Origin of the sequence: Empedobacter stercoris (genome assembly GCF_025244765.1) — a bacterium.
GTDB classification, from domain to species: Bacteria; Bacteroidota; Bacteroidia; order Flavobacteriales; family Weeksellaceae; genus Empedobacter; species Empedobacter stercoris.
Window position 1 is genome coordinate 201,321 of sequence record NZ_CP104209.1, and the last position, 24,819, is coordinate 226,139.

The 24,819-nt window shown below is 30.5% G+C and carries 25 protein-coding genes and 1 pseudogene; 19 read left to right on the forward strand and 7 right to left on the reverse strand.

Annotated elements, in window-relative coordinates:
* The 12 genes and pseudogenes from NZD85_RS00955 (at position 1) to NZD85_RS01010 (ending at position 10,362) form a co-directional block, all read left to right on the forward strand.
* The gene (locus NZD85_RS00955; RefSeq protein WP_260542810.1) at positions 1 to 459 is read left to right on the forward strand and encodes a sterol desaturase family protein; all 459 of its coding nucleotides are present in this window, start codon (positions 1 to 3) and stop codon (positions 457 to 459) included.
* Positions 456 to 1,157, forward strand: a complete 702-nt coding sequence (locus NZD85_RS00960) for a lycopene cyclase domain-containing protein (protein ID WP_260542812.1) — start codon at positions 456 to 458, stop codon at positions 1,155 to 1,157. Before NZD85_RS00955 ends, NZD85_RS00960 begins: the two co-directional genes overlap by 4 nt.
* Complete coding sequence (locus tag NZD85_RS00965) at positions 1,141 to 1,704, forward strand: lipocalin family protein (protein WP_260542814.1); 564 nt, start codon at positions 1,141 to 1,143, stop codon at positions 1,702 to 1,704. Before NZD85_RS00960 ends, NZD85_RS00965 begins: the two co-directional genes overlap by 17 nt.
* Complete coding sequence (locus NZD85_RS00970) at positions 1,694 to 2,992, forward strand: cryptochrome/photolyase family protein (protein ID WP_260542816.1); 1,299 nt, start codon at positions 1,694 to 1,696, stop codon at positions 2,990 to 2,992. The genes NZD85_RS00965 and NZD85_RS00970 overlap by 11 nt, the downstream gene beginning before the upstream one ends.
* A 234-nt stretch (positions 2,993 to 3,226) precedes the next feature.
* Entirely contained in the window at positions 3,227 to 4,255 is a 1,029-nt protein-coding gene (hemH, locus tag NZD85_RS00975) for a ferrochelatase (RefSeq protein WP_260542818.1), read from the forward strand.
* A 572-nt stretch (positions 4,256 to 4,827) separates the two neighbouring features.
* Positions 4,828 to 4,991 (forward strand): annotated as a pseudogene (locus tag NZD85_RS14830) (IS982 family transposase); the annotation flags it as partial.
* A 211-nt stretch (positions 4,992 to 5,202) separates the two neighbouring features.
* Positions 5,203 to 7,326 (forward strand): catalase, encoded by a 2,124-nt coding sequence (locus tag NZD85_RS00985; RefSeq protein WP_396127074.1) that lies wholly within the window; start codon positions 5,203 to 5,205, stop codon positions 7,324 to 7,326.
* A gap of 39 nt (positions 7,327 to 7,365) precedes the next feature.
* Complete coding sequence (locus tag NZD85_RS00990) at positions 7,366 to 7,599, forward strand: hypothetical protein (RefSeq protein ID WP_221856903.1); 234 nt, start codon at positions 7,366 to 7,368, stop codon at positions 7,597 to 7,599.
* 4 nt (positions 7,600 to 7,603) lie between these two features.
* Complete coding sequence (locus tag NZD85_RS00995; protein WP_260542820.1) at positions 7,604 to 8,119, forward strand: pyridoxamine 5'-phosphate oxidase family protein; 516 nt, start codon at positions 7,604 to 7,606, stop codon at positions 8,117 to 8,119.
* Between the two features lie 128 nt (positions 8,120 to 8,247).
* The gene (locus NZD85_RS01000) at positions 8,248 to 8,499 is read left to right on the forward strand and encodes a GlsB/YeaQ/YmgE family stress response membrane protein (protein WP_019976198.1); all 252 of its coding nucleotides are present in this window, start codon (positions 8,248 to 8,250) and stop codon (positions 8,497 to 8,499) included.
* Between the two features lie 77 nt (positions 8,500 to 8,576).
* The gene (locus NZD85_RS01005; RefSeq protein ID WP_260542822.1) at positions 8,577 to 9,572 is read left to right on the forward strand and encodes an SDR family NAD(P)-dependent oxidoreductase; all 996 of its coding nucleotides are present in this window, start codon (positions 8,577 to 8,579) and stop codon (positions 9,570 to 9,572) included.
* Position 9,573: 1 nt separating this feature from the next.
* Complete coding sequence (locus NZD85_RS01010; protein ID WP_260542824.1) at positions 9,574 to 10,362, forward strand: DNA ligase-associated DEXH box helicase; 789 nt, start codon at positions 9,574 to 9,576, stop codon at positions 10,360 to 10,362.
* A gap of 33 nt (positions 10,363 to 10,395) precedes the next feature.
* Here NZD85_RS01010 and NZD85_RS01015 read toward each other — a convergent pair whose 3' ends face one another.
* From NZD85_RS01015 to NZD85_RS01025, 3 genes are all read right to left on the reverse strand, one after another.
* Positions 10,396 to 10,947, reverse strand: a complete 552-nt coding sequence (locus tag NZD85_RS01015; RefSeq protein ID WP_125350637.1) for a ferritin — start codon at positions 10,945 to 10,947, stop codon at positions 10,396 to 10,398.
* A 115-nt stretch (positions 10,948 to 11,062) separates the two neighbouring features.
* On the reverse strand, positions 11,063 to 11,449 hold the full coding sequence (locus NZD85_RS01020) for a DoxX family protein (protein WP_260542826.1): 387 nt from the start codon (positions 11,447 to 11,449) through the stop codon (positions 11,063 to 11,065).
* A gap of 98 nt (positions 11,450 to 11,547) precedes the next feature.
* A complete protein-coding gene (locus NZD85_RS01025) occupies positions 11,548 to 12,762 on the reverse strand; it encodes an NAD(P)/FAD-dependent oxidoreductase (protein ID WP_260542828.1) in 1,215 nt (404 codons plus the stop codon).
* Positions 12,763 to 12,939: 177 nt separating this feature from the next.
* On the opposite strand from NZD85_RS01025, the gene NZD85_RS01030 reads away from it, so the two are divergent.
* The 3 genes from NZD85_RS01030 to NZD85_RS01040 all read left to right on the forward strand — a co-directional run bounded on the left by NZD85_RS01030 (position 12,940) and on the right by NZD85_RS01040 (position 14,902).
* The gene (locus NZD85_RS01030) at positions 12,940 to 13,782 is read left to right on the forward strand and encodes an alpha/beta fold hydrolase (RefSeq protein WP_260542830.1); all 843 of its coding nucleotides are present in this window, start codon (positions 12,940 to 12,942) and stop codon (positions 13,780 to 13,782) included.
* A 3-nt stretch (positions 13,783 to 13,785) separates the two neighbouring features.
* Positions 13,786 to 13,914: a hypothetical protein gene (locus NZD85_RS01035; RefSeq protein ID WP_260392044.1), complete on the forward strand. Its 129-nt coding sequence runs from the start codon at positions 13,786 to 13,788 to the stop codon at positions 13,912 to 13,914.
* A 109-nt stretch (positions 13,915 to 14,023) separates the two neighbouring features.
* Complete coding sequence (locus NZD85_RS01040) at positions 14,024 to 14,902, forward strand: IS481 family transposase (RefSeq protein WP_260544523.1); 879 nt, start codon at positions 14,024 to 14,026, stop codon at positions 14,900 to 14,902.
* 251 nt (positions 14,903 to 15,153) lie between these two features.
* On the opposite strand, the gene NZD85_RS01045 is transcribed toward NZD85_RS01040, so the two are convergent.
* On the reverse strand, positions 15,154 to 15,774 hold the full coding sequence (locus NZD85_RS01045) for a DUF6088 family protein (RefSeq protein WP_260542832.1): 621 nt from the start codon (positions 15,772 to 15,774) through the stop codon (positions 15,154 to 15,156).
* Between the two features lie 504 nt (positions 15,775 to 16,278).
* Here NZD85_RS01045 and NZD85_RS01050 point away from each other — a divergent pair.
* The 4 genes from NZD85_RS01050 (at position 16,279) to ytxJ (ending at position 18,244) form a co-directional block, all read left to right on the forward strand.
* Positions 16,279 to 16,485 carry a helix-turn-helix transcriptional regulator gene (locus tag NZD85_RS01050; RefSeq protein ID WP_260542834.1) on the forward strand — a complete coding sequence of 69 codons (207 nt, stop codon included), beginning with the start codon at positions 16,279 to 16,281 and terminating at the stop codon, positions 16,483 to 16,485.
* On the forward strand, positions 16,485 to 16,805 hold the full coding sequence (locus NZD85_RS01055) for a HipA N-terminal domain-containing protein (RefSeq protein ID WP_260542836.1): 321 nt from the start codon (positions 16,485 to 16,487) through the stop codon (positions 16,803 to 16,805). The genes NZD85_RS01050 and NZD85_RS01055 overlap by 1 nt, the downstream gene beginning before the upstream one ends.
* 1 nt (position 16,806) lies before the next feature.
* The gene (locus tag NZD85_RS01060; RefSeq protein WP_260542838.1) at positions 16,807 to 17,793 is read left to right on the forward strand and encodes a type II toxin-antitoxin system HipA family toxin; all 987 of its coding nucleotides are present in this window, start codon (positions 16,807 to 16,809) and stop codon (positions 17,791 to 17,793) included.
* Positions 17,794 to 17,911: 118 nt separating this feature from the next.
* A complete protein-coding gene (ytxJ, locus tag NZD85_RS01065; protein WP_260542840.1) occupies positions 17,912 to 18,244 on the forward strand; it encodes a bacillithiol system redox-active protein YtxJ in 333 nt (110 codons plus the stop codon).
* 251 nt (positions 18,245 to 18,495) lie between these two features.
* Here ytxJ and NZD85_RS01070 read toward each other — a convergent pair whose 3' ends face one another.
* From NZD85_RS01070 to NZD85_RS01080, 3 genes are read right to left on the reverse strand one after another with little or no spacing between them, the layout of a single operon-like run.
* A complete protein-coding gene (locus NZD85_RS01070) occupies positions 18,496 to 19,737 on the reverse strand; it encodes an McrC family protein (protein ID WP_260542841.1) in 1,242 nt (413 codons plus the stop codon).
* Entirely contained in the window at positions 19,734 to 21,677 is a 1,944-nt protein-coding gene (locus tag NZD85_RS01075) for an McrB family protein (protein WP_260542842.1), read from the reverse strand. The genes NZD85_RS01070 and NZD85_RS01075 overlap by 4 nt, the downstream gene beginning before the upstream one ends.
* 2 nt (positions 21,678 to 21,679) lie before the next feature.
* Positions 21,680 to 24,817 (reverse strand): type I restriction endonuclease subunit R, encoded by a 3,138-nt coding sequence (locus NZD85_RS01080; RefSeq protein ID WP_260542843.1) that lies wholly within the window; start codon positions 24,815 to 24,817, stop codon positions 21,680 to 21,682.
* Positions 24,818 to 24,819 lie beyond the last annotated feature (2 nt).

Below are 24,819 nucleotides of genomic sequence, written 5' to 3' on the forward strand. Positions count from 1 at the left end.
ATGAATTTATTTTTGGTGTTGCTAGTATTTGTGCTTATGGAGCCTGTTACATGGTTTATTCATAAATATGTGATGCATGGATTTTTATGGTTTCTCCACAAAGATCATCATGACCATAGCCATAAAGGATCAGTTGAAAAAAACGATTATTTTTTTGTGATATTTGCCATTCCGACAATTACCTTGATGTATTTTGGTTCGATCAATAGTTATAATTACTTATTTTTTGTTGGGATTGGTATTATGCTATATGGTATGGCTTATTTTTTTGTGCATGATGTTTTTATTCATCAACGACTGAAATGTTTTACTCGAGTAAAAAACCCTTATTTTATGGCTCTACGAAGGGCTCATAAACAACATCATAAACACCTTACTAAAGAAGATGGTGAATGTTTTGGATTTCTTTATGTTCCTTTCAAATATTTTAAAATGTATTTTAATTCTACTCAAAAATGATGTCTTATACTTATATTTTGATTTTATTTTTTACAATAATCATTTGTTTCATATCATCCTTTGACTCTCGTATTCTTTTTAACCGTCATTTTGGTTCATTTATAAAAGCTGCATGTGTAGTAGCTATTCCATTTATAGCATGGGATATTTGGTTTACATCTTTGGGTGTATGGTGGTTTAATACTGATTATACACTTGGTTTTGTAATAGGAGGCTTACCCATAGAAGAGTGGTTATTTTTTATTTGTATTCCTTTTTCATGTATATTTACCTATTTCTGTTTTGATAAATTTTTTAAATTAGACTGGCTTTCCAGTTTTAATAACCTGATTGTTTTTTTTAGTGTGATTGTTTGTTCAATTGTCGCTTTACTTTATTATGATAGAATTTATACACTATTAACAGCTGTTATAACATTGGTTGTTTTAATGTACTTACACTTTGTTCGTCGTGTCGATTGGATAGGAAAAGCTTCGTTTGTTTTCACTATTCTTATGCTTGGTTTTTTTCCTGTAAATGGTATTCTAACAGGTACAGGATTAGAATCACCAATTGTAAATTATAATCCTGATGATTTTTTGGGAATCAGAATGGGAACTATACCAATAGAAGATTCTGTGTATGGATATACGCAATTTCTTTTAGTTCTCTATTTTTTTAAACAATTTAAATCAAAATCACATGAAAATAAAAAATAAAACACTATTAATTGTAGTATGTGTAGGCTTACTGATACTTTCAAATTCATGTTCCTCGATTCCTAAAAAGGCAGAAGCTGTTCAAAATTTTGAAGTTGATCGATATTTAGGTACTTGGTATGAAATCGCTCGTTTAGATTTTCGTTTTGAGAAGAACTTGGATAATGTTTCCGCTAACTACAGTTTTGATAAAAAAGGGAATATAGTGGTTTCAAATAGCGGATTTAATGAGGATAAACAAGTATGGAAGCAAGCTATAGGTAAAGCAAAATTTAGAGACGGTAAGCAAATTGGAAAGCTAAAAGTAAGCTTTTTTGGACCTTTCTATGCTGGATATAACGTAATTGCTTTGGATGAAAACTATCAATATGCATTGGTTATAGGTAAAAATCTAAATTACTTATGGATTTTATCTAGGACGAAAGATATTCCAGAGAATATTAAAACAAACTTTCTTGCATTAGCTTCAGAAATTGGTTATGATATATCCAATTTGGTTTGGGTAGAACATAATAGAAATGATAATCCATTTTTAAATGAAAAATAAAATTTCCATTTTTTGGTTTCGAAGAGATCTTCGTTTAGAAGATAATGTTGGGCTGTACCACGCTCTTTCATCTGGAGTTCCTGTGTTACCTATTTTTATTTTTGATGAAGGTATTTTACGACAACTGGATGACAAGAAAGATAGGAGGGTGGATTATATTCATCAAGCGCTTCAAAAGATTAATAATCAATTAAAATCTTTTGGGACAAGTCTCAATGTATATTATGGTGATCCTCTCAAAATTTTTCAGCAACTTTCTACTGAGTTTGCTATTCATTCTATATTTTGTAATCGTGATTATGAACCTTTGGCAATTAAAAGAGATACTTCGATTTACAATTATTTTAAGTTATTTAACATTTCGTTTAAAGCATTTAAAGATCAGGTAATTTTTGACAAGAAAGATATTTTAAAGAAAGATAGTTCTCCTTATACAGTATATACGCCGTATGCAAAAAAATGGAAACAAATTTTGAAAACAGAAGATTATAAATGTTATGACCCTGATTACAGCAAATTTTTGAAAACAGAATTCAAAACGATTCTTTCACTCAAAGAAATTGGTTTTTTAAAAACATCAATTTTATTCAAACAGCCAAAGCTAGATAAGGAAATTATTCAAAATTACCATAAATATAGGGATCATCCTGCTTTACAATGTACGACCCAATTAGGTATAGCTCTTAGATTTGGAACGATTAGTGTACGAAAATGTGTTGCGTTAGCGATAGAGCTAAATGAAACATGGCTCAATGAATTAATTTGGAGAGAATTTTTTATGCAAATACTCTACCATTTTCCATATGTTGTTCACCAACCTTTTAAAGCTAAATACAATGAAATAAAATGGAGAAATAATGAACAAGAATTTAAGCTGTGGTGCGATGGAAAAACAGGTTATCCTATTGTAGATGCAGGAATGAGAGAACTTAATCAAACTGGTTTTATGCATAATAGAGTAAGAATGATAACTGCAAGTTTTTTATGCAAACATCTACTCATCGATTGGCGGTGGGGCGAGGCTTATTTTGCGTCAAAACTAAACGATTATGATTTGTCTGCAAACAACGGAAATTGGCAATGGGTCGCTGGATCAGGTTGTGATGCAGCTCCTTATTTCAGAGTTTTTAATCCAACACTTCAGACAGAAAAATTTGATAAAGAATATCTTTACATCAAAAAGTGGGTCTCAGAATTTGAAACTGATGATTATCCTTCTCCTATAGTTCCTCATAATTTTGCTCGAAACAGAGTTTTAAGCATTTTTAACGATGCATTGAAGGATTAAAATGAAAGAATAATAATGATTTAAAATATTAAACGATTATAATATATTTTTCCACATTTTCTGCTTCTGAAGAATTAATATCAAAACTTCACTAGAAGGTATCTACATCCATACTGAAATTTCAAGCTGGATTCAATTAAGCACCTTATTGTCTTTAGTAAAAGTGAGGTTTGTAAAAACTTTCTATCAAAGATTTAGATTAAAAAAAAATTAGTAACCATAAAAGTAAATAAATTGAGTAAAAAAGGAATATTATTAGTTAATTTAGGATCACCTAAATCTACATCCGTAAATGACGTAAAAGAGTATCTTGGAGAGTTTTTAATGGATGAAAGAGTTATTGACTATAATTGGATTCTAAGAACACTTTTAGTAAAAGGAATTATATTAAACACAAGACCTTCAAAATCCGCACAAGCTTATGAGAAAATTTGGACAGATGCGGGATCTCCTTTAATAGTCATTACTGAAAAAATAAAAAATAAATTACAAAATATTGTTGATATTCCTGTTGAAATAGGAATGAGATATGCTGAGCCTAGTATAGAAAATGGAATTTCTAAACTAGTTGAGAAAGGTGTAGATAAAATTGTATTATTTCCATTGTATCCTCAATATGCTATGAGTACAACAGAATCTGTAGTTGTAAAAACAGAAAAAGTAAGAAAAGAGAAATTTCCATCTATTAAAATAAATTATGTGGAACCATTTTATAATAAAGATATATATATAGATTGTCTTGTTGAAAGTATAAAAGACAAGTTTTCGAATGATTTTGATGGGCTGTTATTTTCTTACCACGGTATCCCAGAAAGACATATTTATAAAACAGATCCTACAAGGACTTGTAATTTAAGTGACTGTTGTGATAGAGAATTTAATCCAAGTCATCAATTCTGTTATCGTCATCAATGTTTTGAGACAACAAAAAAAGTTATAGAAAAATTAAATTTATCTCGCGAAAAAACAATTGTTTCATTTCAATCTAGACTAGGAAAAGATAAATGGATTGAGCCATATACAGATTCTACTTTAAAAGTTTTACCATCAAAAGGAATAAAAAAATTGGCAGTTGTTTGCCCTGCATTTGTATCTGATTGTTTGGAAACTCTAGAGGAAATAGCAATGGAAGGAAAAGAAATATTTATTGATAATGGGGGAGAAGCTTATGAGTATATTTCATGTCTAAATGATAATGATTCATGGATACATGTAATCAAAACTTTATGTGAAGAAAAAATAGATGATTTTTATTTATTATAATCTTAAACATTTAACAATTATAGATTAAATTCAAATATTCTACATAGACTTTTAATTGTTAAAAGTGATTCTATCAGTTATTAGTATGCTATTAAGCTAATAGATCTAAATTTTGCATATAAGATTCTTAAAATGTTTTTAAAAGATTAGCTATTTACAGAGAAGTGTATATAAATCAAAAATATTAATATAAGAATGGTTCTGTTATAAAGGATTTATAATAGAACCATTTTCATTTTTTACAAAACAATTGCTAAGCGCAAAGCGAAAGAAATTTATATATCAAATTGGTATATAGTTTCAAGAACAATGTTTATTATTGTTGTTCTTATAGTTTGTTATTTACTTCTGGCAAAATGGAATGGGAGAAACTTTAATGCAGGGTTATTATTGTTGTATTTCATCACTTCGTAGACAATAAATATAATTATTTTAGTATTGATTTCAGTATTTCATATGGAGTTTTTCCTTTAAATGATCCATGTGATCTATTGAAATTTAGCTGGTGTTTTCCAGGGGATTGATATCAATCACGCATCTGTTTATGATATTCATTTTTTGAATGATATAAATCTCAACTATGCGATCAGTTTATGATTAGACGCAATTATGCAACGACTTTTGAAAGGTTTAAAACCAGAATTCCAGCTAAAATTACTGCACTAATAGTGATTCAGTACATTAATAAAATTACTTTAATTGAAATATTAAAAATCTAAAAACTCAAATTATTTAAAATTCACAAGGGGTTTTTTAAATAGTTTATTGTTTTTATAAAGGTGCTTTTTTATCATTTTAAGAAAAAATGGCACTTTAATTGATTTATGTCATAATAAATTTATGTATAATATAAATAAATAACAATAAAGCTATAAGTTTTGTGTTGATTTTATTTTTTCTTATTACGTTCTATTCGTCATTTCTAATTCATTAATTAATATTAGCATATGAAAAAATCAAAAAAATCAGACCTTAAATCAGAACAAATGAGTCAATTTACAATTGATAATTCGAATCAAAAATTGACGACTAATGATGGTGTGTCTATCTATGATAATAATAACACCTTAAAAGTTGGAGATAGAGGACCTTCCTTACAACAAGACCATATATACTTTGATAAGTTGGGTCATTTCGATCGAGAAAGAATACCTGAACGAGTTGTACATGCTCGAGGTAGTGGAGCTCACGGAATATTAGAAATACATGAGGATATAAGTGAATATACATGTGCAAATTTTCTTCAAAAAGGTAAAACAACACCACTATTTATTCGTTTTTCAACTGTTGCAGGATTTAAAGGATCAACAGATTTAGCTAGGGATGTTAGAGGATTTTCAGTAAAATTTTATACAGAAGATGGTAATTATGATTTAGTTGGAAATAACATTCCTGTATTTTTTATTCAAGATGCTATGAATTTCCCTGATTTAATACATGCTGTTAAGCCAGAGCCAGATAAAGAAATTCCCCAAGCTGCTTCAGCGCACGATACTTTTTGGGATTTTATTTCATTAATGCCTGAATCTGCACATATGATAATGTGGGCGATGTCTGACCGAGCAATTCCTCGAAGCCTTAGAATGATGGAGGGGTTTGGTGTACATACATTTAAATTGATTAATGAGAAAGGTAAAGCAACTTTTGTTAAATTCCATTGGAAACCTAAATTAGGAGTGCATTCTGTTGCGTGGAATGAAGCTCAAAAAATATCAGGATTTAATTCTGACTTTCACCGTCTAGATCTATGGGAAGCTATTGATGAAGGAAATTTTCCGCAGTGGGATTTAGGTGTTCAGCTAATTCCTGAAGAAGATGAATTAAAATATTCTTTTGATATCTTGGATGCTACGAAATTGGTTCCAGAAGAATTAGTTCCTGTAAAAATCATTGGAACGATGACCCTTAACCGCAATCCCGACAATTTTTTTGCTGAAACTGAACAAGTGGCTTTTGACCCTGGAAGAATTATCCCAGGTATTGATTTATCTGATGATCCTTTATTGCAAGGTCGTATTTTTTCGTATATGGATACACAGAATTATAGATTAGGTGGAGCAAATTTCCATGAAATACCTATTAATAGATCATTAAACCAAAAGCATAATAATCAAAAAGATGGAACAGGGAGAATTGATATACTGAAAGGAGGTGTAAGTTATTTTCCTAACAGCAAAGCTTCTGGTTGCCCATATCATGCAATGTTAAAGGGAGAGGAAGGTTTTCAATCTCATGAACAAAAGGTAGAAGGGAAGAAAGTAAGGGCTAGATCTGATTCTTTTGCTGATCATTTCTCGCAAGCAACTTTGTTTTTTAATTCTCAATCCAAACCAGAGAAACAACATATTATAGATGCTTTTAGTTTTGAATTGAGTAAGGTTTCTGATCCAAAAATTAGAGAGAGGCAAGTTGCTATACTTTATCAAATTGATAAAACTTTAGCGCAAAAAGTAGGAGATAGTCTTGGTATTATCCCTCCAAAAAAGTTGGATGAGCTGACATTAAGTTTTGCAAGGCAAAATCATCCCAATTATCCTCTGAAGCCTAAAAAACAAGAAATAAATTCATCTGATGCACTGAGTATGAAAGTAAAAGAAGGTGAAGGGAATATTAAAACCAGAAAAGTAGCCTTTTTAGTAGATAATGGTGTTTCTAAAAAAAGTGTAGATCAATTAAAAAAAGCATTGGAAAAAGAGGGAGCTCAAGCGGTATTAATTTCATCTAAAGTTGGAGAGCTAACTTATGAAGAAGGAAGTAAAGAAAAGATTTCCCATAGTTATCTTACAGATCCATCTGTTTGTTATGATGCAGTGTTTACACCATCAGGCAAATCAATAGAATCTTTAAAATTGAATCCAGATTATTATGAATTTATCAATGATTCTTACAGACATTGTAAAATATTAGCATTTGCAAAAGGAGCAGGTTCGTTAATGGATAATTCATTTGTTAAACTTGATAGAGGAGTGATTTTAGAAGATGAAAATGAGAATTGGATTGCGGATTTTATTCAAGTAATGAAATTACATCGTATTTGGGACCGTGAAGAAGAAAGGAAGGTTCCTTCATAATAAAATGTTTAACGTGATATAAATATAAAATTTAGACGAATGATATTACAACTTAGTCCTACAATACTTGTTGATACCCCTATTGGTAGAGGTCGTACTATTTTTATAATTGATTATGGTATGCATCAAAATTCGTGTTGGGTTGTAACGATGGAAAAAAATGGCATTGTAAAACATTTTGATAGCAATGACATTATAGTTTGTACAAATTTTACTTTTCATATCAATGAGGAGAAAAATTGTTTTAATCACAATTCAGATATAAAAAAATAAAATTATGGGAAATGCACAGTCACCGACAGAAAATTTGAGCGGAAATAAAGCCATTGAAAAGATAAAAACTATTGCTGAAACTGCCCGAACTTGCTTTTTTACCACCAATATTGGCGGTAATACTACAAGTAGACCAATGGCTCTTCAAGAAGTAGATGAGGTTGGTAACCTCTGGTTTTTGAGTGATGTTCGTTCACTGAAAAATGATGAAATTGAAGCCAATCCTAATGTAGAACTGTATTTTATGAATAATTCTAAATACGAATACATCTTTATTAAAGGAAAAGCCAGTGTTTCAAAAGATAAAACTTTAATTGATAAATATTGGACCAATTTTGCAAATGCTTGGTTTGATGGAAAAGACGATCCTAATATCAGTCTAATAAAAGTTTCGCCAAACGATGGGTATTATTACGAAACCAAAGACAATAAGTTTATTGCCATGTCGAAAATGCTTTTTGCCGCCGTTACAGGAAGTACAATTGAAGACGGAGGAATTGAAGGAGAACTGAAACTATAAAGAATAAATTATTGTCTTCTACAATGTTAATTAATTAAAGAAAAATGCAGAAACAAACTATTTATGGCATTGCATTTGAAATATTATTTTTATTAACGCAATTTATTAATATTTAAAAATCACACATTATGGGAATTCTAACATGGATAATTTTCGGCCTTATAGCCGGAGCAATAGCAAAAGCAATACACCCTGGTAACGATCCAGGTGGTTGGATAGTAACAATAATTATTGGGATTATTGGAGCTGTTGTCGGTGGGTGGCTTGGATCGATGCTTTTAGGTGTCGATGTAAGCGGATTTAATATTTCTAGTTTTTTAGTTGCAATTGCTGGAGCAGTTTTATGTCTAGCAGTGTATAGAATGATTTCGAAAAAATAGACTGTCTAATTAACGATTAAAATACTGTAAAGTCTCAGAGCGCTGAGACTTTTTGTTTAATATTACTATTTATAATTATGAAAAATACAGTCATTGATTTAATTACTAAAACAGCGGTAATTACTGGCGCTTCTAGTGGTGTTGGCTTAGCTACAGCACACTTATTTGCTCAAAATGGATATCAATTGGTTTTGGCAGCACGAGGTGTAGAAGGTTTAGAAAAGGCGGTTTCAGAATGCAATGCTTTCGGTGGAAAAGCGGTTTATAAATCAACTGACGTTTCTAATGCAAATGAAGTAAAAGATTTAGTTGAATTTGCTCTGAAAGAATTTGGACGCATAGATGTGTGGGTGAATAATGCAGGTGTTATGGCAAGTGGAAAATTTGAGGAAATTCCTATGGACATAAACGAACAAGTAATCAAAACCAATTTAATGGGGTATATGCACGGAGCGTACTACGTTTTACCCGTTTTTAAAGAACAAAATCAAGGCATTTTAATTAATAATGTTTCCATTGGAGGATATATGCCAGCTCCATTTAGTTCGGTATATTCGGCAACTAAAACAGGAATAAAAGGGTTGATGAGTGGTTTACAAAGTGAGTATAGTGTGTATCCCGAAATTCATATTTGCAACGTTTATCCACAAGTTCAACAATCTACAGGAAATATGCATTCCGCTAAATTCTCAGGTTTAGATTTTAAAATACCTCCGTTTGCAGCCGATCCTAAAGATACCGCAAAGGTGATATATAATTTAATAAACAAACCTAAAAATGATACCTTTCCAGACGCCACATCATTTATTTTAAAGCTTGCACATGGAGCTTTTCCAGAAACCTTTACCAATTTAGCAACAGGTGTTTTAAGGCTGATGATGAAGGTGAAAAAAGGAAAGGCTGATGAAGGTAATGTTTTACAACCTTCTACGGATCCACATGCTGTTTATGGAAAGATGGCTATTCCAGTACCAACAAAAACAAATCAAAAAATCATCGGAACATCGCTAGTATTCGCTGCAGGATTTTTTGTAGCGAAACATTTAAAAAATAAATCAAAAAAAACAAATTAATTTGAAACTGCTAAAATTCACATCCAAAGGTATTTATTGCATTCCAGGGAAGTTTTATATTGATCCTTGGCGACCTGTAGATTTAGCAGTTATCACGCATGGACATGCCGATCACGCCCGAAGTGGAATGAAAAAATATTTGTGTCATCATTTCACTAAACCTATTTTATTTTCAAGAATTGGTAGAAATATCGAATGCGAAAGTATTGGTTATGGCGAACAACTAACTATAAATGGGGTTAAAGTTTCATTACATTCTGCAGGTCACATAATCGGCTCAGCACAAATTAGGATAGAGTATAAAGGTTATGTAAGCGTAATTTCTGGAGATTATAAATTGCAAGATGATGGGCTTTCTACGGCTTTTGAAGCTGTAAAATGCCACGAATTCATTACCGAAAGTACCTTCGGTCTTCCTGTTTACAATTGGCTTTCTGTGGCAGAACAAGAAAAAAACATACGTGATTGGGTAGATCATAATAGAGCGAAAGGAAAAACTTCGGTCTTTATAGGGGATTCTTTAGGGAAATCGCAGCGTATTATGAAAGCATTGGAGGGTATTGGAGAGTTAAATGTCCATTATTCCATTGCAAAATTGAATGAGGCTTACGAAAGTGTTGGTGTTACATTACCTGAGTACAAAACAATAGATTTACGTGATGACAAAAAGCATTTGGATGGAAAAATAATTTTGTTGCTACCTTCTTTGGTTGATAATCCAGTGATGAAGAAAATACCTAATATTTTCTCTTTATTTTCTAGCAATCAAAAATCCCTTAAGTTTTATTAAAATTAAGGGATTTTTGATTTTACAAGAATTAATTTATTCTGCTAATGGGTTGATTTGGTCTGCAGTAGGAAATTCCTGTCCTGTTTGACCAATAGTCTTATTCAAATCAAATTTTGCAGCATCAGACATATTAGCACCACCAGCTAATTTAGCTTTATCTAGCAAGTCTAAAGCTAATTTCTCTTCTTCTCTTTGTTCAGCAACCAACCATTGTAAGAAATTCCATGTAGCCCAATCCTCTTCATCCATGCTCATTTTGACAATTTTATAAATGGATTCTGTATTTTCAATTTCTTGTTTTAGAACAGCTTGAAAACACTCTAATACATTTTTTGGTTCAGGACCAGGTTTTTGTATAGCTTCGATTTTTACAATTCCTCCTCTTTCTTGAACGTATTCCATAACTTTAGCCATATGTACACGCTCTTCCTGTGAGTGTTTCATCATAAAATTTTTGATTCCATCTAATTGATTTTCGTCTGCCCAGCAAGCAAGCATCAAATACATTTGCGCAGAAAAGGCTTCTAAAGTGATTTGATCATTTAGAGCTTTTTGTAATGTGTTAGAAATTCTAGTTGTGTTCATTTTGATGATTTTATTTATAAATAATAAGTTGAATTTTCGAATCAAATACATCATTTACATATTAATATTTTCTAAAATATTGATGTATTCATATATTGATCTCTATTGAATATGGTTATTTTTGAGTTGATTTGATTGCCCAAAGCATGAGTAATGGTTGTAAAAATAGTCTTGCTAAACGCTTCTGATCCGTATCTAGACCAAATCCATTTCTATGATTTTTATATTGTGCCCAATTTCCAGGGAATACAGCAGCAAAAAATCCTGCAATAACTTTACCTACAAGTTCTTTCTTTTTGTCCGATACTAATATAATTGAACTACCAAGTGCTATTTCTACCACTCCTGAATATACAACAGTATCATCTTTATCTAAGGGCACCCAATTAGGAACTTGAGCTTTAAACTCTTTTCTCGCAATTGTTAAATGTGTAATACCCGCTACCACTAAAAAAGCACCTAGGCTATAACGAGCTATATTTTGTTTCGTTTTCTTTTTCATAATAATATTTTATTTAGTATTTGCCGTCCAATTAAATCAAATAATCTTTCTAATTTTATGAATGTAGTTATAAAATAAGAATAGAAATTTACTTTTAATTATTTAGTTGGTCGATCAAAACCAAAAGTTTCTAAGCGACTATCTTTTTGGTTAAGAATAATATTTTTTAAAACTTGAGCTGCAACCATCGAAAAAGTAATCCCATTTCCCCCATAACCTAATGCAAATAATGTTCGGTCACCTTTTTTCCAAGGACCCATATAAGGTAAACCATCATTTGTAGAGCTAAAAGTTCCGCACCAAGCCATTTCAGTATTAAATTCAATTTCTGGATATAATCTGCTAAATTTACGTTCAAGAGTTCTAATTTTTGCTCGAAGTAAATCATCTCTTTTATCAGGATTTTGAAAATCTTCATCTTCACCACCAACTATCAATCGATTATCTTTTGTTGTTCGCATATAAAGATATGGTTCTGCTGTTTCCCATATTAAGCTACGATTTGGCCAAACCATTTTTTTATCAATGGGAGCCGAACAAATTGCGTAAGTAGATAATAAATTCATTACTTTTTTAGGTAGAAATTGACCTGCTTCAAAACCAGTAGCAACAATTACATATTTGCACGAAATAGTATGTCCATGCTCGGTCAATAGTTCGCAATTGTTCTTATTTTCGTCTATTTTTTCCACTTTTGTATGGGTAAAAATCTGTAATTGATGTTTTTCTTGATGATACTTTAATAAATTGATAGCGCCTTTATATGCATCCATCTGAGCAGAAGTATCATTTTGCAATGCTGCAATTCCGTCAATATTTTGGTAAGTTTTCAATTGCTTAGCATCTAAATACTTGACAGGCAAACCGACTTCTGTTCTTATTGTATATTCTTCATCTAACAATTTCACACCTTGCTGATTACTCGCTAATAAAACTGTAGGAACACGTGTAAAATCAGCATCAATATTAGTTTTTTTGAATATATTTTCTATAACTGTAATAGAATCCAAGCAATTAAAATAAGCATCAATAGCAATTTTTTCGGGAACAATATTTACTAATTTACTTAACGGGGTATCAATTTCATATTGTAATTGAGCAGTACTTGCTGCAGAACTTCCTGTAGAAATTGTTCGTTTATCGATAAGAGCACATTCTATACCTGCTTCACATAATTCGTGCGCAACTAAAGCTCCTGTAATGCCGGAGCCAATTATAGCAACATCTATTTTAAAATCATTTCGAAGAGGATGATATAAATCAAAAAATTCGTTTTTAACAATCCAATAAGGTAATCCAGAATGTAAATCCATAGTTGCGAACTTGTTTAAGTTGAAATTTAGTTACCTAAAAAATCAAGCCAAATTTTGATTGTTGACTTTTTTATTACAGAAATCGCTAATATTTCATAATTGGCTTAATGATTGTGATGAATATGATCATAATCTATCAGTTAGATTATTATTTATAAACCACTTAAAAATATTATTATGGCTAAATTAAAACGAAAAGATTATAAACTAAATTATATCGATTACGGTAATAAACTTGCTCAACCCGTTATTTTGATTCATGGTTGGCCGCTTAGTTTACAATCGTGGGAATATCAAATTCCTAAAATTGTAGAAGCTGGTTTTCGTTGTATTGCCTATGATCGAAAAGGTTTTGGAAAATCTTGTGCGACATGGGATCGTTACGATTATGATGCATTGGCTGAAGATTTACATGCCTTGATTGATGATTTACAATTGGAAAATGTTGTGTTAGTAGGTTTTTCGATGGGTGGAGGAGAAGTTGTGCGTTATATTACCAATTATGGAAACAGTAATATTTCGAAAATAGCATTGATCAGTTCAATTATTCCACTCGTAAAACAAACTGATGATAACGAATACGGCGTTCCACAAAAAGACTTAGATCAGATTGTTCATCAACTTGAAACAAATCGTTTAGAATTTTTAGAAGGTTTTCATAAAGGTTTTTATAATCATGGCTTGTTAAAAAAATCTGTAAGCAAAGAACAATTAGATTTTGATTTTTCGGTTGCTTCGCATGCTTCACCTATTGCAACTTTGAGAGCTGCACGCTCTTGGATGGACACAGATTTTAGAGCTGAATGTAAAATGATAGATGTTCCAACATTAATTATTCATGGAAAAGAGGATCAAACTGTACCAATTAAAACAGCTGGAGATCAAGCTGCAAAATTGATCGCGAAATCGACTTACATTGTGTATGACGATGCGCCGCATGGATTGAATATAACTCATAAAGAACAGTTGAATATGGATTTGATTGAGTTTTTGTTAAATATCGAACATAAAAAAGAGTAGAAGATGGGAAAAGTAAATAAAACAATTGTTTCTAGTTTGGCAATTGCTGGTTTAGGAGGACTTTGCTATGCTTGGCTTAATTTTAGAAAAGTAAAAATACCAACTTATGTAGAAGGTTGTTTTAGTTTTTGATCAAAACAATAATGTTGATAATCAATCCAAACAGAATTTTGATGTAAATCATTGTGGGTACGTCATATCCTCGTAGACTAAATTAGTAAAAAACTAATATAGCTTTATGATGATTAAAAAGACAAAAGAAATAGCAGCTTATTTAACTTATAGTAAAAAACTACAAGTTCTAAAATATGCCAAAGAATATGGAAATAACTCTATAGCATATAAATTTTTTGGCGTGAAAAAGAGTACATTTTATAAATGGAAAAAGGCATATGATGAACATGGAGAAGAAGGTTTACTTAGAAAAAAACCAACTCCTCGTACATTTCCCAATCAAATCAAGCAAGAAATTGTAAATAAAGTATTAGAACTTCGAAAAGAACATAAATTAGGGACTTGGCGAATTAAATGGTATTTAGAACGTTATCATGATATTTTAATATCAGAATCAAGTGTTTATCGTATTCTAAAACGCAATAATGTAGGTCGATTAGACAGAAAGGCAACTAGAAGAGCTATGCATAGTATTCGATATGAAAAAGAAACACCAGGTCATCATGTACAGGTTGATGTTAAATTTCTAATTTTTCAAGATGCAAATGGCCATAAAATCAAGAGATTTCAATATACAGCAATTGATGATGCTACACGAATTAGAGCGCTTAAAATCTATGAAAAGCACAATCAATTAAGTTCAATTGATTTCATAAATTATGTTGTAGATAAATTTCCTTTCAGAATTAATACAATTCAAACAGATAACGGACATGAATTTCAATCAAAATTTCATTGGCATGTTCAAGATTTAGGAATGAGACACCGATTTATAAAAGTAGGAACGCCTCAGTTAAATGGGAAAGTTGAACGATCTCATTTAACTGATAAAAAAGAGTTTTATCAACTTTTAAGCTATACTGATGATGTCGATCTAAATCAAAAATTAGAACAATGGGAAAAATTTTATAATTTCAATAGACCACATTTTTCATTTAAAGGATAAACACCTTATGAAATACTAAAATCTAAACTAAAATAATTATATTTAAAGTCTACGAAGTCATGAAGTACGACATAACATAATTTTTAATAAGTGTTACTTCCCGATGCAGAAAGTATAAAAGCCTTTATTTATCAATAGTGTAGGGGAGTGTGGTGTACTATTGGTGTACAAAAAGTATTAATATTTTAACGAAATATTAGCAATATCCGATAAAAGAATCAATCTTAATTATTACAATTTAATATTACTGATTAAATAATTCTTGATTTGTTTTGCTCTTTAATGATATTAATAATTTGTTTTTGAATCCAAACAGGAGCGTACTTTAATTGTTTTTGAACCACTTCATTATTTAATTGTTGCACGTTAGGTTGTATTTGAATTAAGAATTCATCTGTCACGTTTTTTTGACCTATTTCTTTAAAAGCCTGAACAATTAAGTGTAATAATTCATCTTTAATGACAAAGCTTTTAGGAACTGTTTTTTTGAATTGAATGGTACGATTCCCTATTTTTATTTCGCGTTGTGATCCATCAGTTAGATATACAGCTTTTAAAGGAACCTGAGTTGTTAATCCTAATAAATATAAAGCCAAAACTCCTGAGGGAGAAATACGTGCCTTATCTCGTTGTGCGATTTGTTTCGCTATTTCTTCAGTTGTGGGATAAATAGTACCTAACAACGGATCTTTTTTAGGTTTAAGATAAATACCTTGAGCTAAACGCTCAACTAAACCTTCTTTTTCTAAACGAGAAAGTACTTTACGGATGTTATCTGAAGAGCCATATTTTGAAAAATCAGCTAAAAAAAATATTTTGCCAAAAGATGATTTTGAAATCTTTGTTTCTATTTGATTTTTAGCTGATTTCATTTTGTTTTTGGTTAATTTTATGTCACAAATTTAGTGAAAATTTGTGACAAAATTTAATTTTAAAAATGTAAATATAGTAATTCTATATCTTGTAATTTTCGCCCAAATTCATCATCTGCTGCTAGTTTGAAAAGATCATCTTGTAAACCTAGGGGTGTACTTTAATTGTTTTTTGAATGACTACATTATTTAATTGTAGCACAGTAGAATGTATTAGATTTATGAATTCATCTTTCACGTTTTTTTGGCCTATTTCTTTAAAAATGCACTGTCTTTTAAAGTGTATAAGTTTACAAATATAGCTTGGGTTAGCTTTTTCAAATCCATCTAACCTCCCCATTATTTTGTTCTGTTTTCAAATTAAGATTTATTAAGTGTAATATATTGCACTATTTATTGATTCTTACATATCAAACCTAAAATATTCTTCAAAAAGTGCAATTAGTTGCACTTTTCTTGTTTTGTATCAAATTTCTTTCTAAATTTACATTAAAAGTGCTTTATATGACACTATTGTTAATTGAACAAATAAAAGAACGACGTAAAGTTTTAGCGATATCACAAGAAACTTTAGCAGATATTTCGGGTGTAGGTTTACGTACATTAAAACAATTTGAAAGTGGTAAAGGTAATCCAACTTTAGAAACGCTTCAAAAGTTGTGTGATGCATTGGGATTAGAGTTGAAATTAGAAGTTAAAACGATTGAATAATGAGAGTAGCAAATATCCTATACAAAGGCAAAAAAGCAGGCATATTATCTCAATTAGATAATGGTAGCTTTCATTTTAGCTATATTCAAGATTGGTTATCGGATGATTCTAAACCTTCTATAAGTTTAACATTGCCTAAAAATCAAATTGAATTCGAATCAGAATCATTATTTCCTTTTTTCTATCATCTATTACCTGAAGGTGTAAATAAACGAATGATTTGTAAAACGTTCAAGATCGACGAAGATGATGCTTTTGGTATTTTACTACAAGCATCTAAAGTAGATACAGTGGGTGCAGTAACAATAGAAAGAATGTAACATGAAAATAGAATTAAATAATTGCCCAGGTTCTTTAAAAGAAAATTTTAATGCGTACAGTCCTGTTGTTCTAAAGAAAATGTTTAATGGTAAAAAGGTAAGTCCATTTTTAAATTATACTTCGCCAACTGATCGTAAGGATAAAAGTAGTTTTAACCAAAATCAAACACATATTTCTATTTCGGGATTTCAAGAGAAATATTCTTTAATTCTTGATGGAAATGAATTACGATTAACGAATGAAAAGGAAAGCGGTCAATATATACTGAAACCGATTTCTGATTTACCTAAAAACAGTGAATTTGCACCAGCTAACGAACATTTGACGATGCAAATTGCTAAACAAATTTTTAAAATTGAAACAGCAGAAAATGCGTTAGTTTTTTTTAAAGATGGAAGTCCAGCATACTTTACTAAACGATTTGATTATGATGGATATGGAAATAAATTAGCAGTAGAGGATTTCGCTTCTTTATTAGGGAAATCACCTGCGACAGATGGAGAACAATACAAGTACGAAGGTAATTACTTAGAATTGTTTGATGCCTTGAAAAAATATGTACCAGCTTGGAAAGTAGAAGCACCTAAGCTATATACATTAATCGTATTCAATTACCTGTTTTCAAATGGAGATGCTCATTTAAAGAATTTTTCTTTAATAGAAACTCAGCAAGGCGATTTTAAACTAAGTCCAGCTTATGATTTATTGAATACCAAAATTCATATTGACGATGCAGATTTTGCATTAAAAGAAGGATTATTACCAAAATCAATCTCAAAAGGTAAAATAATAGACCAATTATTTATTTTAGGAGAGAAAGCTGAAATGACAGAAAAATCAATTATAAAAGTCATTCAAAATTTAACATCCAAAGAAGATAAAGTACAAGATTTGATTGATAAATCGTACTTATCAGAAAAGTTAAAACGTAATTATTTGCAAAGTTATCAGCATCGATTGAAGAAATTAAGAATAGTTACAGAGTAAAAAAAATGAACAAGAAGATTTCCTTAGCGCATTTTTTATAATTTATCATATAAGGAAAATAGAGTAGGTTATTCCTTCTTTTCGACGTAATTTTATAAGTGAAATAATAGAAATAAAAATGAAAAAAATAAATATTACAACTTTAGATCACTTAGATCAAATTGATCAAGCATCTTTTAATCAACCAAAAATTATTTATAAACACAGCACAACTTGTGGATTATGTGATATTATTTGGGATATTGTAAAAGAAAGCGACTTTGAACTGAATTATTTAGATTTATTAGCGTTTAGACCACTCTCTAATGAGATTGAACGACGATACAATGTTCAGCACGAATCACCGCAAATCCTTATTATAAAAGATGGAAAATGTGTGTACAATGCATCGCATCGTAAAATAAAAAATGAAGAAATTCAGAAACAATTAGATCAATTAGTTAATTTATAAGGTATTTAAGAAGTAATTAATGTTCAAATATTAAATGTCCGTTATTACATGCAAAACATATTAAATTGTATGAAATAACGGACATTTTAAGTTATGGATTTTAAAATTTTGAATATTGTAAACTCAAAAAATTATTTCGCCAAAAGGTGATTTTGAAATTTTTGTTTCTATTTGATTTTTAGATTTTTCTGTCATATTTATACTGTAATAATTGTCACAAATTTTGTTGATTTTTGTGACAAAAAATTAGATTAATCTAATAATATTTTAATTCGATTTACAATTTCCTCTTGCCAAACTTTAATATCTGAAGCCGTTGCAATTTGCATAATACTACATTCTTTATCAGACATTTCTAAATGATTTTCTGAACTGAAATAATTTCCTTTTTGAATTGAATGTTGATCTGAAGGATATACAAGAGCAACTTTTTTAGCTTGATAAAATCTGTGATACACATACATTTGTCGCAAATCTTCAGGTGAAGGGTTATAACCATTTAGATTTTTCCATTTTGTATCTAAAACAAAAATTTGATGATTTTCTTTGCATTTTAGAATGATATCAGGACGCATTTTGGATGAGTAACCAGAATCAGGTTTCCAAAAACTCTTGGTCACTTGAGAAGTTACATTATGTGTTTTTAGTTTTCTTTTTAAAGTCACTAAAATAAACTGTTCCCACAAACTATTCATATCAAACATTAAAGCCAATACATCGTTTCTCCCTTTAGAAACGTCAGGATGATAATTTAACAATAATAATTTGGCGATTTCTAAAGCCGTTTGGTAGTGTTGGTTTTTTCGATCTAATACAATTTTATTAAAAGTAGATTCATTTACTTTTATCTCTCCCATTTCAGGGAAATTAAGAGATAATGATCCAATTCTTCCTTTCAATTGTGGGTTTGAATTAAGATTAGCTAATAATTTTATTGTTTTAAAAAGAATCTCATGAATCGTATGTTCATTAGAATATTGCGTATATTTTACATAAAATTGTTCTTTGTGAACCAAATTCTGCGAAATATGCTTTGAAAATTGTAAAGCTCCCTTTAATGAAGTTTGATTTCCTTCATTCTTTCGGTATCTTTTGATTAGACCTCTGTGCAATAAATATTCAACCTCAGAAATAAATAATTCAAAATAAAGCTCTAACATAGAGTTTGATTTTAGTTTTAATGAACTACAACCTGTTGATTTTACATCAAATCCCCATACCGTTTTGATCATTCCAATCAATAAATTACGCCATTTTTCTTCACCTGATTTATCGACTTTGGGCAAAACTTCAATGGTTATTTTCCCTATTTGAATAACCCCAACATTTTCATTGAATTGCACACCATTTCTAATGAGTTTAAAAAATGGTGTATAATTTCCGTGATAGAGCTCTAAAGCATCATGAAGTTGTTTTTCTTTGTCATTTTTCAGATTAAAGAAAAGCTTATCATGTTCGAAAACAGTAATACGATTTTCTTTTATCACAATCATTTCTTATTCATTAATAATTTGATCGCATTTTCGAAATCAAAGTCCTTATCATTTAAGCCTAATACTCTATAAGATATTCTGTTTTCGAAATCTTCAGCATTATCATAATTAAAACTAGCAAAAAATGAAGTTTCAATTTTATTATTTTTAAAATCGCTATCTTCCTGAATAAATCCTTTCCCTAATACCAATCCAATTTTGCCATAATCTCCAAAGAAATATTCTTGCAATAATGGGATTATATTTTTATAGAATGAATCAATAATTGTTATTTCATTTTTATGGATGAAATATGCATGACCAATTTGGTGATCTCGATCCAGTAATTTTTCAATACGTAGATTGATTGTTTTCAAAATATCAGATGCGGAAAAACCATACAGATTTTGTTGAAGTTCTTCCAATTCGTATTTTGGAAGCATTTCTTCGAACACAAAACGTCTTCTCAAAGCAGTATCTAAAGCTTCAACACTACGATCGGCGGTATTCATCGTCCCGATAATATGTAGATTAGAAGGAACTCCAAATTTCTCTTTACTATATGGTAAAGTAACTTCTAACTCTTCATCATTTCCTAAGCGTTTATCTTCTTCAATCAACGTTATTAATTCACCAAAAATTTGCGAAACATTTCCTCGGTTGATTTCGTCGATGATAAGAACATAATTTTTCTTTTCATTAGTAACTGATTCTTTTTTTAAATCAGCATCATATGATTTTAATTTATCTACGATAGAAGGATAGTAAATACCAATTCCAGAGCTTTTAAATTCTCTTGTCCCGTAATATAAATCTCTAAGAGTATCAATACTTAATGTATGATTACTGGTACCACTTGATTTAAGAAAATTAATAGAACTATCTGAAAACCCAAGAATTTGAAAATCATAGCCTTGTCTTTTCATTTCAAAATACATGGAAGGATTTTCTTCCCATTCATCTTTTAATAATTGAAATACTTTATCAAACGGTTTTATTTTGGTTTTGCCTGATGTAGCACTTTTCCAATTGTCAAGAGATTTATTTGCAATTTCTTTAAAAATCCCATTTTTAATGTTATAAATAACGTTGTTATCTTTTGTTTCAGGCTTTATACCTTCAATAAAATCTTCATACGTCATACTTTGGTGAAAAGTAGTAAATAAGATTTGTCCTCCGTTTACCAATCTTTTATATTCTTCTTTAAAAGCGTTTCTAATAGCTTTTTCATCCAACTCTTCGTTTGCTTTAAATTTTGGATTCGCAATTTCAATCGCTTTATTAATTGTATTATACGTTTTACCAGTACCAGGAGGTCCGTAAAGGATTTGGTTGAGAGGCTGTTTCATTATTTTTTCTTCAGATTCTTTAATAATTGTATTTAGATTGTTTACACTATAACTAGGATCACCTAAAACTTTCTTAATTTCATAAATCTTCTTTAATCTTTTTTGAAAATTATCTTCTGTGATTAAAAATCGATCTTCTAATTTATATGATTTTAATAACTCAAAAGCAGTAGTTCTAAACTCGTTTAAGTAAAAGCCAAGATTTTCAATATAGTTTTTAGGATCGTCGAATTGAAAATATCCAACATTTTCGTTATTTAGCTTTATGTCGAAAATTTCGGAGAGTTCTTTATGGAAACTAATTTCTTCGTTTGTAAAATCTCCTTTTTTAAATGAAACTTCGATATAATTAGTCTGTTCTCCTTCTTTATTTGAACCTACAACAAATCCAATTGTTTTTATTTTACGCGCATTATCCCCTTTTCTGAAAAGTGGTACATAAATATAGTTTGAACCTTGAAACCATTGACCTTTTTCTAATCGTTTTACATCTTTTGCTTGCGGGCTATCTCTTTCTCTTAGTGAAAAAGTAAAATCTGGATGATCTTTCTTAAAATCAAGAAGTAAATCCAATAATTCATCTGAAATCTCAAGTAATTTTTTCTGTTCCATTTTTACCTATTTTTCTTAAAATTCTCCGCTTGTTCTAATACATTTTTGTAAACATCTTCCTGCGTGATAGGTGGATATCCAAACTCATGAAGTTTGATAATAATATCCATTTTTAATTGCGCTTTGATATCATCTCTATCGCTCCAATCAGGATATTTAGCTGTATTTTCTACAATTATTTTTATTTCACGAGCTAATTCCAGCATTTTGTCATTGTCGAATTCAAAACCATATTGTTTACAGATCATATCCAAGATGTCGTAAAAGGCTTTTTCTTCATAATCAATACCTAAATCTTGGAACGAATCCATTTCAACACGAAGTTTGATTATTAAATCCAACATTTGTTCGGCAGTATCAAATTGAATACCTTCATAATCCAAGATATCCCCTTCACTACGTTCATTATAACGATTGATAATCGATTGTAAACGCTCCGAAAAATCCTGACCTTTTACTTTATTTACCTTTTTAAAATCGGTAATAGTTTGCTTTAATAAACGTTCTAATATTTTAATTTTGGTGTTCGGCAGTTCTAAATTTGAGATTTTCTCAATGAATTTATCGTTGAATAAATCAATCGCATTAGCTTTATTATCGTCTAGTTTAAAGATTTCTTCAACGCCTTCCGATATGATGGCTTCTTCTACCAACTTAGCCACTTTAGCATTCATTTGAGCGGTATCAGGCGCTTCACCTTTTGTCAATTTTACCACAATTGATTTTACGGCAAAATAGAAATGAATCTCATCCACTTCTTTTGTTGTAAATAATTCAGATCCGCTAACCAAATTATAAGCTGATTTCAGTTTTTTTGTGATATTTACAAAAAACTTTTCAGAATCTTCGGTTTGCAAAACCAATTCAGATGCTTTATTCAAACAGTTTAATCGCTCAACAGGATTGCCGTGAAAATACAAAGTCGTATCAAATTGATGGAAAAACTGACGCAATAAATCGATTTGATCGCGAACAATAGTTTCGGCTTGGCTTAAATCTTCAAAATCATCATCAGCCGTTTGATTATTAAACATGCCTAAAGCTTTGTTTAAGTTCTTTTTAATACCAATATAATCGACTACCAAACCACGATCTTTTCCTTGGTATTTGCGATTGACACGAGAAATCGTTTGAATTAAATTATGGGTTTGTAAAGGTTTGTCAATGTAAATAGTATCTAAAAACGGTACATCAAATCCTGTTAACCACATATCCACCACAATCGCAATTTTGAAATTGGATTTGATTTGTTTGAATTGTCGATCTAATTCTTTACGATCTTCTTTATTGCCTAATAAATCCCACAATTCCTTTTCATCGTCTTTGTTGCGTGTCATAATCATTTTTACACGCTCTATCGGTTTTATTTCCTTTTGTTCTTTTTCATTTAAACCTTCAGACTGTATTATTTCTCCCCATTCAGGACGTAAAGCTAAAATAGCTTGATATAATTTATAGGCAATTCCGCGAGAAGCACATACAAACATTACTTTTCCTGCAACGGTTGCATTTTCTTCTAAACGATTTTCATAATGTTCGATAAAATCCTTTGCAATGGCTTTTATACGATCGGTATCGCCTAAAACCACTTCCATATTGGCAATAGCTTTTTGGCTGGCTTCTACATGATATTCCGATGCACCTTCAGCTACTGCATTTTCATAATAGTTCTCGATTTCTTGAACTTTATTGTAGTCTAAATTCACTTTTGCAGCTCGACCTTCATAGACCAAACGAACTGTAATTTCATCATTAACCGATTCGAACATGGTGTATTGATCGACCACATCTCCAAAAACCTCTAAAGTCTTATCAATAGGCGTCCCTGTAAAACCAACATAAGTTGCATTTGGTAAAGAATCGTGTAAATATTTGGCAAAACCATAAGATTTTGTAACTCCTTTTTCATCATCAATTTTAACTTTTAAATCCAAATTGACTTGCGAACGATGGGCTTCATCCGAGATACAAATAATGTTGGTACGATTGGATAGAATTTCTGCATCTTCGGCAAACTTTTGAACGGTTGTTAAATAAACTCCACCGCTTTCAATTCCACGCAAGCGGTCTCTTAAATCCGCTCTTGATTCAATATTAATAATATTTTCATCGCCAATAAATTTCTTTGCATTGGTGAAATCTTTGGATAACTGATCGTCCAAATCTGTACGATCAGAAATAATAATAATCGTAGGACTAGCAAAATCAGTAGAACGCATTAACAAGCGAGAAAGGTATAACATCGTATAACTTTTCCCACAGCCTGTTGCTCCAAAATAAGTTCCACCTTTTCCGTCACCTTCTGGTTTACGATGAGCTTTAATGTTCTGATACAATTTATTGGCTGCATAATATTGCGGATAACGGCACAAAACTTTTAACTCATGTTTGGATGTATCAGGAAACAAAACAAAATGATGGATAATATCTACCAAACGCTTTTGGTTTAGCATACCGTGTACTATAGAAGTTGTCGTTTCAATCCCTGATAACGCTTTCTTTTCGTCTCCTGTTATTTTATTCCAACCATAGAAAAATTCGTAAGGCGAGAAGATTGTACCTGATTTATTATTTACGCCATCGCTGATTACACAAAATACATTGTATTTCATTAATTCAGGAATATCACGACGATAACGAGTCGTTAATTGTTTGTAGGCATCGTGAATAGTTATTTCTTCTTCGATAGCTGTCTTAAATTCAAAAACAACAATTGGAATACCATTGATATATAAAATCAAATCAGGAATACGTAATTCTGATCCTTGTATCTCCAATTGGTTGATGATTTTGAATGTATTGTTCTCGACAATATTGATATCAATATAGCGAATATGCAAGTCTTTTTTGCTGGGATTATTTCGTTTAAAAATTAAACCATCAGCTAAGAGTTTACATATTGATTTATTTGATTCGTATAAGGTAGAAGTGGACTGATAAGCTAATTCATTAATTAGCGTTTCAGCTTCTACTTCTTCTAAATCAGGATAGCTTTTGAAAAGAAAAAGACGTAAATCATCTTTCAACAGCACTTCTTGGTTGGATATTCTTGTTAATTCTTTTCCGTTAATATAGTGATAACCTTCTGTTTCAAGAAGGTTAATAAAAGCTTGCTCTAATTGTGATTCGGTGTATTTCATCT

Coding starts and splice junctions, on each gene's coding strand:
- NZD85_RS00955 (WP_260542810.1), top strand. CDS start 1: ATGAATTTATTTTTGGTGTTGCTAGTATTTGTGCTTATGGAGCCTGTT.
- NZD85_RS00960 (WP_260542812.1), top strand. CDS start 456: ATGATGTCTTATACTTATATTTTGATTTTATTTTTTACAATAATCATT.
- NZD85_RS00965 (WP_260542814.1), top strand. CDS start 1,141: ATGAAAATAAAAAATAAAACACTATTAATTGTAGTATGTGTAGGCTTA.
- NZD85_RS00970 (WP_260542816.1), top strand. CDS start 1,694: ATGAAAAATAAAATTTCCATTTTTTGGTTTCGAAGAGATCTTCGTTTA.
- NZD85_RS00985 (WP_396127074.1), top strand. CDS start 5,203: ATGAAAAAATCAAAAAAATCAGACCTTAAATCAGAACAAATGAGTCAA.
- NZD85_RS00990 (WP_221856903.1), top strand. CDS start 7,366: ATGATATTACAACTTAGTCCTACAATACTTGTTGATACCCCTATTGGT.
- NZD85_RS00995 (WP_260542820.1), top strand. CDS start 7,604: ATGGGAAATGCACAGTCACCGACAGAAAATTTGAGCGGAAATAAAGCC.
- NZD85_RS01000 (WP_019976198.1), top strand. CDS start 8,248: ATGGGAATTCTAACATGGATAATTTTCGGCCTTATAGCCGGAGCAATA.
- NZD85_RS01005 (WP_260542822.1), top strand. CDS start 8,577: ATGAAAAATACAGTCATTGATTTAATTACTAAAACAGCGGTAATTACT.
- NZD85_RS01015 (WP_125350637.1), bottom strand. CDS start 10,947: ATGAACACAACTAGAATTTCTAACACATTACAAAAAGCTCTAAATGAT.
- NZD85_RS01020 (WP_260542826.1), bottom strand. CDS start 11,449: ATGAAAAAGAAAACGAAACAAAATATAGCTCGTTATAGCCTAGGTGCT.
- NZD85_RS01025 (WP_260542828.1), bottom strand. CDS start 12,762: ATGGATTTACATTCTGGATTACCTTATTGGATTGTTAAAAACGAATTT.
- NZD85_RS01030 (WP_260542830.1), top strand. CDS start 12,940: ATGGCTAAATTAAAACGAAAAGATTATAAACTAAATTATATCGATTAC.
- NZD85_RS01035 (WP_260392044.1), top strand. CDS start 13,786: ATGGGAAAAGTAAATAAAACAATTGTTTCTAGTTTGGCAATTGCTGGT.
- NZD85_RS01040 (WP_260544523.1), top strand. CDS start 14,024: ATGATTAAAAAGACAAAAGAAATAGCAGCTTATTTAACTTATAGTAAA.
- NZD85_RS01045 (WP_260542832.1), bottom strand. CDS start 15,774: ATGAAATCAGCTAAAAATCAAATAGAAACAAAGATTTCAAAATCATCT.
- NZD85_RS01050 (WP_260542834.1), top strand. CDS start 16,279: ATGACACTATTGTTAATTGAACAAATAAAAGAACGACGTAAAGTTTTA.
- NZD85_RS01055 (WP_260542836.1), top strand. CDS start 16,485: ATGAGAGTAGCAAATATCCTATACAAAGGCAAAAAAGCAGGCATATTA.
- NZD85_RS01060 (WP_260542838.1), top strand. CDS start 16,807: ATGAAAATAGAATTAAATAATTGCCCAGGTTCTTTAAAAGAAAATTTT.
- ytxJ (WP_260542840.1), top strand. CDS start 17,912: ATGAAAAAAATAAATATTACAACTTTAGATCACTTAGATCAAATTGAT.
- NZD85_RS01070 (WP_260542841.1), bottom strand. CDS start 19,737: ATGATTGTGATAAAAGAAAATCGTATTACTGTTTTCGAACATGATAAG.
- NZD85_RS01075 (WP_260542842.1), bottom strand. CDS start 21,677: ATGGAACAGAAAAAATTACTTGAGATTTCAGATGAATTATTGGATTTA.
- NZD85_RS01080 (WP_260542843.1), bottom strand. CDS start 24,817: ATGAAATACACCGAATCACAATTAGAGCAAGCTTTTATTAACCTTCTT.